Genomic DNA, 17302 nt, shown 5'->3' with positions numbered 1-17302 from the left:
CATTGGCCCCGCGAGGTTTTTTCATTCAGGCGACTCTATGCGGTACAGTTTCGGTCATGATTTCGATAGCGAAGCGGTCATCCTCCAGCCAGGCGATACTTAGCCGCTCATCGCACTGCGTGCCGTCGGGCAAGAGCAGGAACCAGGATTTCTTCAGGTAGGCCTCGGCTGACAGAGGCGCATCACCATTGGCCCGTTTAAGCAATATCGCCAATGCTACGGGGATAAACCCCAACGGGTACATGCCCGTGAACAGCACGAGCCCGATGCCCAGACACGCCAGCACGATAGCGGCGACGTGCGAAAACTGTACTTGAGAATCCCGCTCCTCCAGATACCCCGCGTAATGCAGGGCAAAACCCGTGGCTTCGTATTCGCCATTCTCTGCTGTCAGTTGAAGCTGTTTCACCCTGGTACCCGCTCCTTCATCCGTGATGATTGGTCTGGAAAAGAGGCGAGAATATTCTCCAGGGCCGCGTCTGACTCAAGAACGCAAAGGGCCACTTCTGCAGAAACAGAAAAAACCCACAGCGCAGAAGCGGTACGCCTACAGCAGCGATGGCGATGGATGATTGGAGGGGGTGAAAGCAGGGAAGCCAGCCCCGCGCAAGCCACGGGGCCGACAGCGGCTCAGCGGCCGAGCAGGCGAGCCAGACCGTCGATCAGCGGGGTGGGCTGTTGCAGGCTGAAACGCTCGCGCAAGCGCTGGTTGTTGGCCCGCGAATGGCGGATGTCACCCGCACGCGCGGCCTGGTAGCTCACCATCGGCAGGCTGCCGACCACCTCCTTGAAAGCGCCGAGCAACTGGTTCAACGACGTGGTGGCATTCAAGCCGATGTTGATCGCGCCGGGCTCGACCACAGGCTGCTCAAGCGCCTGCACCAATACACCGACCAGATCACCGACATAGAAGAAATCGCGGGTCTGCTCACCGTCGCCGAATACTGTGATCGGCAGGCCCTTGACCGCGCGCTCGGCGAAGATGCTGATCACCCCGGAATAGGGCGAGGACGGGTCCTGGCGTGGGCCGAATATATTGAAGAAACGGAACACCACCGGTTCCAGCCCATGCTGGCGACGATAGAAGTCCAGGTAGTGCTCGCTGGCCAGCTTGTCGGCCGCATAAGGGGTCAGGGGCGCCTTGGGCGTGTCTTCGCCAATGGCCTCGCCTTCACCATTGTTGCCGTACACCGCCGCGCTGGAGGCGAACAGCACCCGCTGGATGCCGGCGGCGCGCATGGCCTCGCAGACATTCAGGGTGCCGATGAAGTTGCTCTGGTGAGTGCTCACCGGGTCGTCCACCGAGGCCTGCACCGAGGCCACCGCCGCGAGGTGCACCACCGCCTGGCAACCTTGCACGGCACGCGCTACTAGGGCGGCATCGGCCACATTGCCTTCGATCAACTCGACACGCGCATCGTCCAGCGGCAGGTTGCTGCGTTTGCCGGTGGACAGGTCGTCGAGCACCCTCACGCTGCGCCCGTTGGCGAGCAATGCGTCGACCAGGTGCGAACCGATGAAACCGGCGCCGCCAGTGATGAGGACGGGGGCATCAGACATGTCGATAGTACCGGTCGAGCAGGATGGGCAGACCGGCGCGCCAGGCGCGGGGCTTGATCCCGAAGGTGTGAAGGATTTTCTTGCAGGCCAGCACCGCATGCTGCGGCTCTTCTGCGGCATCCGGGCGGGCGGCATGCGCCTGCGGCGTGGGCGCCTCGATGGCCAGCGGGTGCAGCAGCCGCGCCTCGGTGAGGATGGCCTGGCCGAGCGCCACCGGGGTGGTCGCCTCATGGCCCGCGTAGTGATAGGTGCCCCACAGCGGCGCTTCGCAGTCCAGCTGCTTGAGCACCGACAGCAGCACCCGCGCCGCGTCGTCAACCGGTGTCGGGTTGCCACGCCGATCATCGGCCAGCAACAGCGGCTCGGGTTGTTCGGCACGGCTCAGGAAACGCCCGAGCACACCGTCGCGGCTGTCGTCGAGCAACCAGCCGAAGCGCACCAGCACATGTTGCGGGCAGGCGGCCCGCACGCTCTGCTCGATGCGCCACAGCGCCTGGCCGCGAATACCGAGCGGTAGCGGATCGTCCTTCTCGCTGTAGGCGGTGGCCCGCGAGCCATCGAAGACCCGGTAGCTGGAAGGCTGCAAGAGGATGATGTTGTGGTGCTGGCAGAGTTCGGCCAAGCGCTCCACCGAGCGCTCTTGCGTCGCCAGGCGCGATTCGCTCACGGACTCGGCCTGGAACCAGTCGTAGTAGTAGGCCAGGTTGATCAGGGCATCGGGACGGGTGTCGTCGAGCAGTTGCGTGAGGCTGGCTGCGTCCCAGCCATCTTGCGGCGGACGCGGTGCGAGGAACGCGATGTCTTCCTCGGCACCCAGACGTATCAGCGCCTGCCCGAGGGCATTCCCGCCGCCCAACAGCATAAGGCGCATTCGCATAGAGTCAGCAGGCTCGGTATCGGATTGATCAGGTCATCAGGTTTGAAAACGCCTGCAAACATATCACGTTGACCGGCCAGGCCCAACACCCGCCCCGGCGCGTCACGCCGCACCGGAGCCCGGCGCTGGCGCTGGCGGCCCCTCGGCCTCGGCGGCCTGGCTGCGATGCGCGGCGCCTGGGTTCATCACCACTTGTGGATAAGTCTGCGCGAAATGCACCTTGGGGTGCTGGTCGACAAGCTTCTTGAGGCGCTCGTTGAAGGCTCGCCCGACGCTGTACTGGCCACCCGACGAAGTCCGGAACTGCGCGGTCAGCACCACACCGTTGAGGTCCATACGGTCGACGCCGAACACCTCCAGCGGCCCTTGCAGGTTGTTCTTGAGCAGGATGTCCTCGGTGATCGACTGGCCGGTCTCGCGGATCAGCGCCAGCGCCTCGTCGATGTCGGTGTCGTAGGTGAACTGCACCGAGAAGAACGCGTAGGCGAACTGCCGCGACTGGTTGGTCACGGCCTTGATCTGGCCGAACGGCACCGAGTGCACGAAGCCCTTGCCGTCGCGCAGGCGTACGGTACGGATCGTCAGGCTTTCCACGGTGCCGGAATGGCCGGTGCTGAGCACCACCCAGTCGCCGATGGAAAAGGTGTCTTCGATGATGATGAACAGCCCGGTGATGACGTCCTGGACCAGCTGCTGCGAACCGAAACCGATGGCCAGGCCCACCACACCGGCACCGGCCAGCAGTGGTGCGACGTTGATGCCCAGGTTGGCCATGGTGGTAATGGCGCAGATCACCACCAGGATGATTTTGATCGCATTGCGCAACAGCGGCAGGATGGTCTTGACCCGGGTGCTGGGCTGGCGACCGTGGCGCTGGTTGACCGGTGGCTTGAGCGCCTCTTGGATGGCGGTGTCGAGCACCACCCAGAGCAGCCAGGTCACCAGGAAGATCAGGCCGATGCCGCTCAACGAATCGCTGATCGCCCGCCCCAGGGTATTGCGCTGGGCGAACTCGAACAGCGAAAAGCCCCAGATGCGCCCCAGCACTTCGATGAAGGTCACCGCCAGGGCAATGCGCAGGCAGGCATACACCAGGCTGATCAGACGCGCCTTGTAGGCGTGTCCACTGCGCGCCACCTGATCGCTGGGGCGCTTGAACAGATGCTGGAACACGGTGCTGATGAAGACCGTGGCAATCAGCAGCAAGGTGGTGAACAGCGCGCAGCGCAGCGTCTGCTGGCTGTCTTCGCCAGCACCGATGAGGTTTACCGCCGAAACCAGGATCATCAGCAGGATCGGCAGATTCCACAGGTTGGAGAAGATCTTCAGCGACTGCTGCAACGCCGGCTGGCGGGTACGACTGCTCAAGGCGCGGTTACGAATCAGGTGTGCGACCGGCCGGCGCATGCGGATCACCAGCACGCAGAACACCGCCGAAGCGACCAGGCCAGTGAATACGGCGATGCTGGTGGTGACGTTGCTGCCGATCTGCCGGGCGATCTGCGGGCTGGTCAGTGCATCGCTCAGCGCCGCCAGGAAGCCGATGACGAACAACGGCCGTGGGCAATAGCGACGCAGGATGCGCACCGCGGTCCGCTTATGCCCGGCATTGAACATGACAATGACGCACAGCAGCACCGAGGTGGAAAAGATGCCACTGCTGGTGGCGTAGGCAAAGCACAGCGCCAGCGCCCGACCGAGGGAGCTGGGCACGAACTGGCTGATGTACACCGTCAGCGGCAGGCAGATCAGCGCCGGCAGGGTGAACGGCAGCAGGTACTTGAGCAACCCCCGGGTGCGCTCCCAGCTGCGCATGAACGAACGCCGGTTCACCCGCCGCGCCACGAAGCTGCCGGCCCCGCACAGCAGCGCGAAGGTGCCGATCCACACCACCGAGAGCAGCAGGAAATCACCGGTCATCTGCCAGGCAGTGCGCGGCGAGGGCTTGTTGACCAGACGGTCGATCTCGCTGGCCGCACGGTCGGCCCGTACGCGCCAGGTGTCGAGCAGGTCAGCATTGAGGTTCAGTGCTCGCTGAACATCATCGATGCTACCGCTCAGCGCGCCCAGCAGGCCGCCTTCGACGAGGATTTCCGGTGCAGCGCCCTGCTCATCCGCCGGCTTGTCGGCCTCGGGCGGCGGATCCTTCTTGTCAGCCTCGGTGGCCGGCTTCTTATCCACAGGGCCGGGAGCGGCCTTGTCATCGGGCTTGGCGTCGGCCTTGTCGGCCGCCGCGCCCATCGGCAGCGCGGGCACTTCCGCCGCCTGCAATGACAGGTTGCCGGCAAACGCCAGCACCACCAGCAAGACCAGGTTTCTCAGCTGACACACCACGCCGCGCGCTCCTCCACCGGTGTCCTAAGGGATCATCGTTCACCAGAAACTGATCCCCCCAGGGCGCGCAAGTTCGCCAGGATAGGCAAGAAATCGCTTGCCTCTTTACCTGTCCATGGGAATAACTCGGTGCACTCGGGCTGTGCCGACGAAAGTTCAGGCTACCGAGCTGGCGCGGTCGGCCTTGCAGTACCAGTGCTCGAAGGCGGCCAGGGTCATGGGCATGCCCAGGTAGAAACCCTGCGCTTCGGAACAGCCCCAGGTCTTGACCTGTTCGAGCAGCTCGGCGGTTTCGATACCCTCGGCGGTCACCCGATAGCCCAGCCGGGTGGCCAGCGAAACCAGTGATTGCACCAGCAGGCGGTCACGAGCGGTCACGGCCGACTTCTGCACCAGTGAACGGTCCAGCTTGACCACCGACGCCGGAATGCGGCTCAGGTAGGCCCAGTTGCTGTAGCCGGTGCCGAAATCATCGATGGCGATGTCGATACCGGCCTGACGCGCCCGCTGCAGTTGCTGCTGAACCACTTCCAGGCGCTCGATCAACACGCTTTCGGTGAACTCCAGTTGCAGGCGCGAGGGATGGATATCCAGGCGCTGCAGTTCCTCCAGCAGGCTGTCCATGAACAGCGAGCTTTCCAGGTCGCGGGCGGTGACATTCATGCTGATGCTGAAGTCCATGCCACGGGTGTGCGCCAGAATGCGCAGCGCTTCATGCATGACCCAGGCGCTGATCTCGGTGATCAGCGCAGTCTTTTCCGCCAGAGGAATGAATTCCGCCGGGGAAATATCGCCCAACACCGGATGCTTCCAGCGCAGCAGGGCCTCGGCCGAACGACAGCAGCCGGAGTCCAGGTCGATGCGCGGTTGCAGATGCAGGCTGAGCTGATCTGCACTTTGCAGCGCCTGCACCAGTGCGGTGAGCAGAATGAACGCACGACGCTGCGCTGCATCCACATCAGGCTGATACCAGGCACAGCGCCCCGGCTCATGGCGAGCCGCCTCGGCGGCGCCGATCGCACGGCGCAACCACTCCAGATCACGGCCATCGCCTTCGAGCCGCGAGATTTCCAGAATGCCGATGCCGGGGTCCAGGGGCACAGGAATCTGATGACAGTAAATCGGGCGCTGCAGCGCCTCGACCATCCGTGCGCTCAGGCGTGGGACATCCTGCCCTTCAGGCAGAATCACGCTAAAACGCGTGGGGCTGATCTTGTACAGCTGCAGGTCGCAACCCAGCTGCTCAGTGACACGTTGCTTGACCTCCAGCACCAGGTCCTGGGCGAAGTTGTAGCCCAGGGCCGTGACCACGTCGTTGAGCGCCGAGGCCTGCATGATGTCCAGGGCCAGGAGCGTGAAGCGCTCGCCGCGGGCCAGGCGCTCCAGCACGTCGCATTCCAGCCTGAAGCGGTTCAACAATCCGGTGGGATGATCGAAGAAATTGCGCTGGCGAATGCCGACAAGAATCTTCATCACCATCTCGGCGAATCCGGTGAGCATGCTCCGCTCGGCCTCGGACATCGGCGGACGGGGCACGGTATCGATCACACACAGGCTGCCGATCGCAATGCCGTTTTCCGTCAGCAAGGGCGCACCGCAGTAGTAACGGATACCCGGCGCCCCCGTGACCAGCGGGTTGTCGAAAAACCGCGGGTCCAGCAGCGCATCCGGCACTTCCAGGGGCTTGGGCTGGTGGATGGCATGCGCACAGAACGACACGTCGCGGGATGTGGAGTGCGCATCCAGCCCGGTCTTGGCCATGAACCACTGCTGATGCTCACTGACAATCGACACCAGGCAGATAGGCACCGCGAAATGATTGCCCGCCAGGGCCACCAGTGCCTGCAACTCTTCCGGTTCGTCCAGGTGCTCGACGCACAGCTCGAAGACCTTGGCTTGGCGTTCCCGCTCATTGTCGGGCAAGGGTGCGATTTGCATGTCAGTACGCCCTTCAAGAGAACCTGGTTAAGGATGAGACACTCGCCGCCTCATATAAATGCCCTATTGCCATCATCAATATTTTCAATGAAGCATGACGGCCACAAGCCTGCCAGGCGTTCTCGGCAAGGGAAGGCGTCACGACGTTGAACGCGGCGCCAGAGCGGCTGGAGCGCAACAGGAAGCGGCGAGCAAATCTAGCAATAGGCCATCATCCAGACCGGCGGCCCGCTCAAAACGTTCCCCGTATCGCTCCACTTTTTTTCCAAAAGCCGGGACATGGACGCATGACTGCTCTTCTACAAGAAAAATGCATGCAAAAATTTAGCGCGCCCAAGGAACGATATTAAAGCGACATCATCGAAGTCGGATCCCATATACCCCCTCCCACGTCGGCCAAGGAGCCTCCCATGCAGTTTCGAGAAATGAAAATCGGCGCCCGGGCCGCCCTCATGTTCACCATGCTGGGTCTGCTGGTCATCGCCCTCGGCCTGATTGCCCTCTACGAAACGCGCCGGATGGACAACGCCACCGCCGAAATCCGCAACATGTGGATGCCGTCGGTGGTCAACCTCAGCGATGTCGGCAGCAATATTGGTCGCGCCAGGGCTCTGACCATGCGCAGCCTGCTCGAAGACGAGCCCTCCCAGCGCCGGGCCACACTGGCCAAGGTCGACGAGATCAGCCGGCAGATAGAAGCAGGCCTGGGCGATTATGAAAGCACCGTTTACGACGCCACCGACAGGCGGCTGTATACCGAACTGCTGAACGCCAAGGCCCGCTACCTGGAACAGCAGGGCAAGATTCGTGACCTGGTGCTGGCGGGTCAGCTGGAACAGGCCCGCCAGCAGGTCAATGGCCCGCTGGGTGAAATCACCGACGCACTCAGCAAAGCGCTCAACGCCCTGATCCGCTTCAACTCCGACGGCGCCGACAACGCCTCGCAGCTCAGCACCGATCTGTCCCATGAAGCCGTCTGGGTCATTGCCTTGAGCCTGACGATCATCGTGCTGGCGCTGATCGTCATCGCCACCCTGCTGACCCGCAGCATCGTGGTGCCGCTGGCCGAAGCCGTGGCCGTCGCCGAGCGGGTCGCTACCGGCGACCTGACCCGCGAGGTGCAGGTCAAGGGCCGTGACGAGCCGGCCCTGCTGCTCACCGCGCTACGCCATATGCAAGAGAATCTGCGCCAGACGCTGCGCCAGATCGCCGCCTCCTCCGATCAACTGGCCTCGGCTTCCGAAGAACTGCACAGCGTGACCGAAGACACCAGTCGAGGCCTGCATCAGCAGAACGCCGAGATTGACCAGGCCGCCACGGCGGTGAACCAGATGACCGCTGCCGTGGAAGAAGTCGCCAGCAATGCGGTCAGCACCGCCGAAGCCTCCAAGGGCGCCGACCAGACCACCCGCAGCGGCCGGGATCAGGTCGATGAAGCGCTGATGTCCATCCGCCTGCTGGTGCAGGACGTGAGCGGCACCGCGCAGGAAATCGAGCAACTGGCCAGCAGCGCCAACGAAATCAGCCGGGTGCTCGACGTGATCGGTACCGTGGCGGGGCAGACCAACCTGCTGGCCCTTAACGCAGCCATCGAAGCCGCGCGTGCCGGTGAAGCCGGGCGCGGCTTCGCCGTGGTCGCCGACGAAGTACGGGCCCTGGCCCATCGGACTCAGGAGTCCACCGAGGAAATCGAGCAGATGATCGGCTCGATCCAGACCGGCACCGGACGCGCCGTGGAAGCCATGCAGACCAGCCAGAACCGTGCGGGCACCACCCTGGACGTAGCGCAAGCCGCCGGCGAGGCGCTGCAACTGATCGCCGAAGCCATCGCCTCGATCAACCAGCGCAACCTGGTGATCGCCAGCGCCTCCGAAGAACAGGCGCAGGTTGCCCGCGAGGTGGACCGCAACCTGATGAACATCCGCGACCTGGCCATGCAGACCTCGGCAGGCGCCAACCAGACCAGCGCCTCGGCCCAGGAGCTGTCGCGCCTGGCCGTGGAACTCAACGCGATGGTGGCCAAGTTCCGACTCTGACCGGCCCTGTTGCCTAAGAAAAAGCCCCGCCGGCGTTGGCCGTGCGGGGCTTTTTCATGCATCCCCGAATGGGGATGGCAACCGCCTGTAAGAGCCGCCTCAGTCGAGAAGCACTGCCCGACCTAAGCCGTTCCCAAGATGTATGCTTAGGGATTATCTGAAGAAGCCGTGCAAATTTGGCAAAATGCCTGACTTCCACCGCTGAGCCGCCTGATGAAGCAGATGGCCTTCGCCCGATGCCTACTTCAGAGATTCCCTAACTCATCCCCCCTTCTTAATAACGTCTTCAGCCATTCCGATAACGGTTTTTATCCGCTTCAGCGTTTACAAAATCTGATGAATCTACAGCAAACAGCACATCATTGCCTGTCGCCGTTCGAAACAACCCCAACGGATGCAAAGATTATTTTTTCAAAAAATCAACTAAAAAAATTAACCTTAGTAACAAATGCCCACAAAGCCAAAGCCACCACCAAACTCACAACTCTAACAATATAATAGAGCTTTCCTAATGGACGCTTTTCAACTTCACACCTATTTGTGTGTGCATCCATCCAAAGCGCTGCTGAAGAAAGCACTGTCAATATAAACGCGATCAACATCAACCTCCCGCAGTTTCTTAGACATCAAGATGAATACATGCTTCTTCTAACGCCGCGCAATTTGACGCGTGCAAGCCGTCATATCAAAGCTATCGGAATGTGCTCACGCTACCACACATTCAGAGGCCGCTTGTAGTCATTGGCCACCTCCTACCAGTGTCGTTTCAGTGCAATCGGTTGCCCGGTTTGGAAACACCTGCTGGGCGGAAATCACATCGAATTTTCAAGTTGGAACAGTCGGCCATAAAACGCGTCTCGAGCGGCGGATCGGACAGCCCTGAGCGACGGTTGCGTTGCAAGGCGCTCCGAGGATATTGTGGTATGAAGGTGCACCTTAATGCACGGTGTAGAAAAGGAGCTATCGCCCTAATAAAGGCTGGCTTTGGCACGAGAGGTCACTACACCGATACACACCTTGAGCCGGGAATGTCCAATAAGGGTTCAAGGCTTTCTCCTGAACCGCAGCGGGGGCCAATACTTTAGTGACCTGACCGCGTTCACGAAGCACGTGCCGAGTAGTAAAGAGGCATACCTGAACCATCGAACAGCACCACAAATCGCTCGCCGTCAGCAGGTACAAGTCTGCGCATCGATACGTCCATGACGCCTCCACAATTTATTTTTTTACATTGTGTGCACCAAAGTAAAATCTAGAGGCGTTTTTTTTACATACCCAAAACGAAGAAAACCCCGCAAGTGCGGGGCTCTCCAAGAAAAGTTTCACCGTTTTCGCTAAGGTGCTCTCTAGAACGGAATATCGTCGTCGAAGCTGTCGAAGTCAGCGGCTGGCTGTGGAGCCTGCTGTGGTGCCGGGCGCGATTCGCGCTGTGGCTGCTGGCCATAGGACTGCTGTTGCGGGGCGGGTGCCGGGCGCGACTGCTGTGGGCGTGGCGCGGACTGGGCATAGTTGCCGCCGCCCTGGTTGTCGCCCTGCTGCGGACGGCCGCCGAGCAGCTGCATGGTGCCTTGCATGTCGACGATGATCTCGGTGGTGTAGCGCTTGATACCGTCCTTTTCCCATTCGCGGGTCTGCAGCTTGCCTTCGATATACACCTGCGAACCCTTGCGCAGGTATTCGCCGGCGATTTCCGCGACCTTGCCGAACAGCGAGACACGGTGCCATTCGGTGCGCTCGACACGCTGGCCGCTCTGCTTGTCGGTCCACTGTTCGCTGGTGGCCAGACTCAGGTTGGTCACGGCGTTGCCGTTAGGCAGGTAACGGACTTCGGGATCCTGGCCGCATGTACCGACCAATATGACTTTGTTAACCCCACGGGCCATAACGTTCTCCTAGGCTTCGCACGTTTGGTTGGCTGGATGATTGACCAGCCTTTCGAGCGACGCGCGATCCAATAGTTTTGTATCGAGTTTGATATAGATGGCTGCCTCCTCGGCAACCACCACAGCGTCCGTCACGCCTGGTACGGACATCAGGCGTTGAGCCAGCCCTGCTTCGCGTTGCGCCTCGGGCGACAGCGGCATGCGCAGGCTGGTCACGTAGGGCGGTTCGCGCATGGTTACCGCGAAGACCAGCCAGAGGGCCGCCATCATGGCACCGCCCAGGAATACCAGGTCCAGGCCTCCGTGCTGGAACAGCCAACCGCCCAATATGCCGCCGGTGGCCGAGCCCAGGAACTGGCTGGTGGAGTAAACCCCCATAGCCGTGCCCTTGCCGCCTGCCGGCGAAACCTTGCTGATCAGCGACGGCAACGACGCCTCCAGCAGGTTGAACGCGGTGAAGAATACCACGGTGCCGGTCACCAGGGCCCGCAGCGTGTCGCCGAATGCCCAGAAGAATATTTCAGAGAGCATCAGCACGGTAACAGCGCCTGTCAGGACGCGCTTCATGCGTCGTTTCTTCTCGCCGTAGATGATGAACGGCACCATGGCGAAGAAGGAAATCAGCAGCGCGGTGAGGTACACCCACCAGTGTTGCTCCTTGGGCAGCCCGGCCTTGTCTACCAGCGCCAGCGGCAAGGCCACGAAGCTGGACATGAGCATGGCATGCAGCACGAAGATACCCAGGTCCAGGCGCAGCAGATCGGGGTTGCGCAGAATCGAGCCCAGGGCGGCCTTGTCGACACCCGACTCGCGGTGCATCAAGGGTCCAGCGGCCTTGGGCACGATGAAGGCGACGATCAGGATGCCCAGCAGGGCCATGATGCCGGTCGCCAGAAACAGCCCGGAGAGACCGAAGGCACTGGTCAGTACCGGGCCGATGACCATGGCGATGGCGAAGGACAGGCCGATGGTCATGCCGATCATGGCCATGGCCTTGGTACGGTGCTGCTCGCGGGTGAGGTCGGACAGCAACGCCATGACCGCTGCGGAAATGGCCCCGGCGCCCTGCAGAACCCGACCAACGATGACGCCCTCGATGGAGTGCGCCCCCGCCGCCACCACACTGCCCACGGCAAATATCAGCAAGCCGAGGTAGATCACCGGGCGTCGGCCTATGCGGTCGGAAATGAAGCCTAATGGAATCTGCAGGATCGCCTGGGTCAGGCCGTAGGCACCGATGGCCAGGCCGATCAGCGCTGGCGTGGCACCGGCGAGGTCCATGCCGTAGGTGGACAACACCGGCAGGACCATGAACATGCCAAGCATGCGGAAGGCGAACACCAGCGCCAGGCCTCCCGCCGCGCGGGTCTCGACACCACTCATGCGTTCGCTATGGGGATCGTGCATGGAAAAACCTCGTATGAACCGGCGGCGATTCTACCAGTCCCAACGAGGTACGGCACATACGCGGCGCTTTGCCGCGTAATGGCGTGGAGCCGTATACTTCGTCGTTTATGCCCGCCAGCGAGGCCGCAGTGGACAAAATCCTGATTCGTGGGGCACGTACCCACAACCTGAAGAACATCGACCTGACCCTTCCTCGCGACAAGCTGATCGTCATCACCGGCCTGTCCGGCTCCGGCAAGTCGTCGCTGGCGTTCGACACCCTGTACGCAGAGGGCCAGCGTCGCTACGTCGAGTCGCTGTCGGCCTATGCCCGGCAATTCCTGTCGATGATGGAAAAGCCCGATGTCGATACCATCGAAGGCCTGTCGCCGGCGATTTCCATCGAGCAGAAATCCACTTCGCACAACCCGCGCTCGACCGTCGGCACCATCACCGAGATCTACGACTACCTGCGCCTGCTGTATGCACGGGTCGGTCAGCCACGCTGCCCGGACCACGACATTCCTCTGGAGGCGCAGACCGTCAGCCAGATGGTCGACCTGGTTCTCGCCGAACCCGAGGGCCGCAAGCTGATGCTGCTGGCCCCGGTGGTGCGCGAGCGCAAGGGCGAGCACCTGTCGGTGTTCGAAGAGCTGCGTGCCCAGGGCTTCGTTCGCGCCAGGGTCGACGGCAAGCTCTACGAACTCGATGAAGTGCCCAAGCTGGATAAACAGAAGAAGCACTCCATCGACGTGGTGGTCGACCGCTTCAAGGTGCGTGCCGACCTGCAGCAGCGCCTGGCCGAGTCCTTCGAGACCGCCCTGCAGCTGGCCGACGGTATCGCCTGGGTGGCGCCCATGGACGACGAGGAAGGCGAAGAGATGATCTTCTCGGCGCGCTTCGCCTGCCCGGTGTGCGGCCACGCGATCAGCGAGCTGGAGCCCAAGCTGTTCTCCTTCAACAATCCGGCCGGCGCCTGCCCGAGCTGCGACGGCCTGGGCGTGAAGCAATACTTCGACGTCAAGCGCCTGGTCAACGCCGAGCTGACCCTGGCCGAGGGGGCGATACGCGGCTGGGACCGGCGCAACGTCTATTACTTCCAGATGCTCGGCTCGCTGGCGCAGCACTACGGCTTCAGCCTCGACATTCCATTCAAGGAACTCAAGGCCGATATCCAGAAGGTCCTGCTCAACGGCAGCGGCACCCACAGCGTGGAATTCCGCTACCTCAACGACCGCGGCGACATCGTCAAGCGTGCACACCCGTTCGAAGGTATCGTGCCGAACCTGGAGCGGCGCTATCGGGAAACCGAGTCGGCCACCGTACGTGAAGAGCTGGCCAAGCTGCTCAGCACCCAGGCCTGCCCGGACTGCCGCGGCACGCGCCTGCGTCGTGAAGCGCGCCATGTCTGGGTGGGCGACCGCACCCTGCCTGCGGTGACCAGCCTGCCGATCGGCGACGCCGCCGAGTATTTCTCCGGCCTGACCATGACCGGTCGACGCGGCGAAATTGCCGCCAAGATCCTCAAGGAGATCTGCGAGCGCCTGCAGTTCCTGGTCAACGTGGGCCTGGATTACCTGACCCTGGACCGCAGTGCCGACACCCTGTCGGGCGGCGAGGCGCAGCGTATCCGCCTGGCCAGCCAGATCGGTGCCGGCCTGGTAGGGGTGATGTACATTCTCGACGAGCCGTCCATCGGGCTGCACCAGCGCGATAACGACCGCCTGCTGGCGACCCTCAAGCACCTGCGCGACATCGGCAATACGGTGATCGTGGTCGAGCACGACGAGGATGCGATTCGCCTGGCCGACTACGTGGTCGACATCGGTCCGGGTGCCGGTGTGCATGGTGGGCAGATCGTTGCCGAGGGCTCACCGGCCGAGGTGATGGCGCATGCCGACTCGCTGACCGGCAAGTACCTGTCTGGCCGGGTGAAGATCGAGGTGCCAGCCAAGCGCACGCCGCGCAACAAGAAGCTGTCGCTGACCGTCAAGGGCGCGCGCGGCAACAACCTGCGCAACGTCAACCTGGAAATCCCCATCGGCCTGCTGACCTGCGTCACCGGTGTGTCCGGCTCGGGCAAGTCGACGTTGATCAACAATACCCTGTTCCCCCTGGCGGCCACCGCACTCAACGGCGTGACCACTCTGGAGGCGGCGGCGCACGACAGCATCAACGGCCTGCAACACCTGGACAAAGTGGTCGACATCGACCAGAGCCCGATTGGCCGCACGCCACGCTCCAACCCGGCGACCTACACCGGGCTGTTCACGCCGATCCGCGAACTCTTCGCCGGCGTACCGGAATCCCGCTCGCGGGGCTATGGACCGGGACGCTTCTCGTTCAACGTCAAGGGCGGCCGCTGCGAAGCTTGCCAGGGTGACGGCCTGATCAAGGTGGAGATGCACTTCCTGCCGGACATCTACGTGCCTTGTGACGTGTGCAAGAGCAAGCGCTACAACCGCGAAACCCTGGAGATCAAGTACAAGGGCAAGAACATCCACGAGGTGCTGGAAATGACCATCGAGGATGCCCGTGAGTTCTTCGATGCGGTGCCGGCGCTGGCGCGCAAGCTACAGACCCTGATGGACGTGGGCCTGTCCTATATCAAGCTGGGCCAGTCGGCGACCACACTGTCGGGCGGTGAAGCGCAGCGCGTCAAGCTGTCCCGCGAGCTGTCCAAGCGTGACACCGGCAAGACCCTGTACATCCTCGACGAGCCGACCACCGGCCTGCACTTCGCGGATATCCAGCAGTTGCTGGACGTGCTGCACCGGCTGCGCGACCACGGCAACACCGTGGTGGTGATCGAGCACAACCTCGACGTGATCAAGACCGCCGACTGGCTGGTCGACCTGGGCCCCGAGGGCGGCTCGAAAGGTGGCCAGATCATCGCCACCGGTACTCCGGAAGAAGTGGCCGAGTTGCCGCAGTCGCACACCGGTCACTACCTCAAGCCGTTGCTGGAACGCGACAGGGCCTGACCGCCAAGCGGGCATCAGGCGAAAAAAAGGCCGGGCCAGACACTTCGTCTGGCCCGGCCTTTTTGCAAGCCCACCGGCGGTGAATCAGAGTTGCGATTGCAGGTAATTCTGCAGCCCGATGGACTTGATCAGACCCTGCTGCTTTTCCAGCCAGTAGGTGTGGTCTTCCTCGGTGTCGGCCAGCTGGGCGCGCAGGATGTCACGGCTGATGTAGTCGCCATGCTGTTCGCACAGCTCGATGCCTTTGCACAGCGCGGCGCGCACCTTGTATTCCAGGCGCAGGTCGCTGGCGAGCATCTCCGGCACAGTGGTGCCGACGTCGAGGTCGTCAGGGCGCATGCGCGGGGTGCCTTCGAGCATCAGGATACGGCGCATCAGCGCATCGGCGTGCTGCGCCTCTTCTTCCATCTCGTGATTGATGCGCTCGTAGAGCTTGGTGAACCCCCAGTCCTCATACATGCGCGAATGGATGAAGTACTGGTCACGGGCAGCCAACTCGCCGGTGAGCAATGTGTTGAGATAATCGATTACGTCCGGGTGGCCTTGCATCGCCAGAATACTCCCTACAGAAAGGCTGTATTTTGAACCAAGCCCCGCCGAAGGTCACGGACAACCGAAGAATAATTCACTAAAAAGCAGTGAAAATCGGTTATCCAGAAGCGAAAACCGCCCAAATGAGGGCGGTTTCGTTTCTCACTACGACTTAGCTCAAGGTTACACCCAGGGCCTTGGCGATACCTTCGCCGTAGGCAGGGTCAGCCTTGTAGAAATGCTGCAACTGACGCTGTACGACGTCATTGCTGACGCCACTCATGGCGCCGGCGATGTTGCTGATCAGCAGGGCTTTCTGCTCGTCGTTCATCAGGTTGAACAGCTTGCCGGCATGGCTGTAGTAGTCGGTATCTTCACGATGGTCGTGACGATCCGCAGCACCGCTCAGGGCCAGGGCCGGCTCGGCATAGCGTGGCGCCTGTTTCGGCGCATCGGCGTAGCTGTTGGGCTCGTAGTTCGGCGCAGCGCCGCCGTTGTCACCGTAAGCCATGGCCCCGTCACGCTGGTAGGTATGCACCGGACTCTTGGCGGCGTTGATCGGCAGATGCTGGTGGTTGGTGCCTACGCGGTAGCGGTGCGCATCGGCATAGGCGAACACGCGGCCCTGCAGCATGCGGTCAGGCGAAAGACCGACACCCGGCACCATGTTGCTCGGCCCGAACGCGGCTTGCTCGACTTCGGCGAAGTAGTTGAGCGGGTTGCGGTTGAGTTCCAGCTCGCCCACTTCGATCAGCGGGAACTCCTTCTGCGACCAGGTCTTGGTCACGTCGAAGGGGTTCTCGTAATGACTGTTGGCCTGTGCCTCGGTCATGATCTGGATGCACACCTGCCATTTCGGGTAATCACCGCGCTCGATGGCGTCGAACAGGTCGCGCTGGGCGTAGTCCGGATCAGTACCGGCGATACGCGCGGCATCGGCCGGCGACAGGTTCTTGATGCCTTGGCGAGTCTTGTAGTGCCACTTCACCCAATGGCGCTCACCAGCGGCATTGATGAGGCTGTAGGTGTGGCTACCGAAGCCGTGCATGTGGCGGTAGCCGTCCGGAATGCCTCGGTCGGAGAACAGGATGGTGACCTGATGCAGCGCTTCGGGCGAATGCGACCAGAAGTCCCACATCATTTGCGGGCTTTTCAGGTTGCTCTGCGGCAGACGCTTCTGGGTATGGATGAAATCGGGGAATTTCATCGGGTCACGAATGAAGAAGACCGGCGTGTTGTTGCCCACGATGTCCCAGTTACCTTCCTCGGTGTAGAACTTCACCGCGAAGCCACGCGGATCGCGCTCGGTATCTGCCGAACCACGCTCACCACCCACAGTGGAGAAACGCAGGAAGATCGGCGTCTGCTTGCCGACCGACTCGAACAGCTTGGCGCTGGTGTACTGGGTGATGTCGCGGGTAACGGTGAAGGTCCCGTGAGCACCCGAGCCCTTGGCATGCACACGACGCTCAGGGATGTTCTCGCGGTTGAAGTGGGCGAGCTTCTCGACCAGGTGGAAATCATCCAGCAACAAGGGTCCACGAGGGCCTGCCGAGCGAGAGTTCTGATTGTCAGCAACCGGTGCACCGCTGGCGGTCGTAAGCGTTTTGTTCTGGCTCATGGGTTATCTTCCTCAGGCTTTTTTAGGTCCGGGTAACCGGCATGAGCAAGAGTATTGTCCATATTCGTGACAGGGGTAAATTGATTGAGTGTTAAACGTTGATAGGCATCGTCAATGCCCATGACGAACTCGATGGATATCTTCAAACGAGA

At 61.9% G+C, this 17302-nt stretch carries 12 protein-coding genes; 2 read left to right on the top strand and 10 right to left on the bottom strand.

Annotated elements, in window-relative coordinates:
* Positions 1-25: 25 nt before the first annotated feature.
* The 5 genes from QZ497_RS02135 to QZ497_RS02115 form a co-directional block, all read right to left on the bottom strand.
* Positions 26-409: a hypothetical protein gene (locus QZ497_RS02135; protein ID WP_295470648.1), complete on the bottom strand. Its 384-nt coding sequence runs from the start codon at positions 407-409 to the stop codon at positions 26-28.
* A 221-nt stretch (positions 410-630) separates the two neighbouring features.
* Positions 631-1560, bottom strand: coding sequence for an NAD-dependent epimerase/dehydratase family protein (locus tag QZ497_RS02130; RefSeq protein ID WP_295470647.1), 930 nt, complete (start codon positions 1558-1560; stop codon positions 631-633).
* Complete coding sequence (locus QZ497_RS02125) at positions 1553-2437, bottom strand: sugar nucleotide-binding protein (protein WP_295470646.1); 885 nt, start codon at positions 2435-2437, stop codon at positions 1553-1555. Before QZ497_RS02125 ends, QZ497_RS02130 begins: the two co-directional genes overlap by 8 nt.
* Positions 2438-2539: 102 nt before the next feature.
* A complete protein-coding gene (locus tag QZ497_RS02120) occupies positions 2540-4771 on the bottom strand; it encodes a mechanosensitive ion channel family protein (RefSeq protein ID WP_295470645.1) in 2232 nt (743 codons plus the stop codon).
* A 156-nt stretch (positions 4772-4927) separates the two neighbouring features.
* Entirely contained in the window at positions 4928-6709 is a 1782-nt protein-coding gene (locus QZ497_RS02115; RefSeq protein WP_295470644.1) for a GGDEF and EAL domain-containing protein, read from the bottom strand.
* 410 nt (positions 6710-7119) lie between these two features.
* On the opposite strand from QZ497_RS02115, the gene QZ497_RS02110 reads away from it, so the two are divergent.
* Positions 7120-8745, top strand: coding sequence for a methyl-accepting chemotaxis protein (locus QZ497_RS02110; RefSeq protein WP_295470643.1), 1626 nt, complete (start codon positions 7120-7122; stop codon positions 8743-8745).
* Positions 8746-10091: 1346 nt separating this feature from the next.
* Here the strand turns inward: QZ497_RS02110 and QZ497_RS02105 are convergent.
* Both QZ497_RS02105 and QZ497_RS02100 read right to left on the bottom strand, forming a co-directional pair.
* Entirely contained in the window at positions 10092-10628 is a 537-nt protein-coding gene (locus tag QZ497_RS02105) for a single-stranded DNA-binding protein (RefSeq protein ID WP_295470642.1), read from the bottom strand.
* Positions 10629-10637: 9 nt separating this feature from the next.
* The gene (locus QZ497_RS02100) at positions 10638-12035 is read right to left on the bottom strand and encodes an MFS transporter (RefSeq protein ID WP_295470641.1); all 1398 of its coding nucleotides are present in this window, start codon (positions 12033-12035) and stop codon (positions 10638-10640) included.
* Positions 12036-12163: 128 nt separating this feature from the next.
* On the opposite strand from QZ497_RS02100, the gene uvrA reads away from it, so the two are divergent.
* The gene (gene uvrA / locus QZ497_RS02095) at positions 12164-14998 is read left to right on the top strand and encodes an excinuclease ABC subunit UvrA (protein WP_295470640.1); all 2835 of its coding nucleotides are present in this window, start codon (positions 12164-12166) and stop codon (positions 14996-14998) included.
* Between the two features lie 84 nt (positions 14999-15082).
* Here the strand turns inward: uvrA and bfr are convergent, their stop codons facing one another.
* From bfr to QZ497_RS02080, 3 genes are all read right to left on the bottom strand, one after another.
* Entirely contained in the window at positions 15083-15547 is a 465-nt protein-coding gene (bfr, locus tag QZ497_RS02090) for a bacterioferritin (protein ID WP_295470639.1), read from the bottom strand.
* 154 nt (positions 15548-15701) lie between these two features.
* Entirely contained in the window at positions 15702-17150 is a 1449-nt protein-coding gene (locus QZ497_RS02085) for a catalase (RefSeq protein ID WP_295470638.1), read from the bottom strand.
* The gene (locus QZ497_RS02080; protein WP_295470637.1) at positions 17147-17272 is read right to left on the bottom strand and encodes a hypothetical protein; all 126 of its coding nucleotides are present in this window, start codon (positions 17270-17272) and stop codon (positions 17147-17149) included. The genes QZ497_RS02085 and QZ497_RS02080 overlap by 4 nt, the downstream gene beginning before the upstream one ends.
* Between the last annotated feature and the right edge of the window lie 30 nt (positions 17273-17302).

This window comes from uncultured Pseudomonas sp. (genome assembly GCF_913777995.1).
GTDB lineage: Bacteria > Pseudomonadota > Gammaproteobacteria > Pseudomonadales > Pseudomonadaceae > Aquipseudomonas.
The sequence above is the reverse complement of the archived record's forward strand: the minus strand, read 5'-3'. Positions and strand labels throughout refer to the sequence as shown.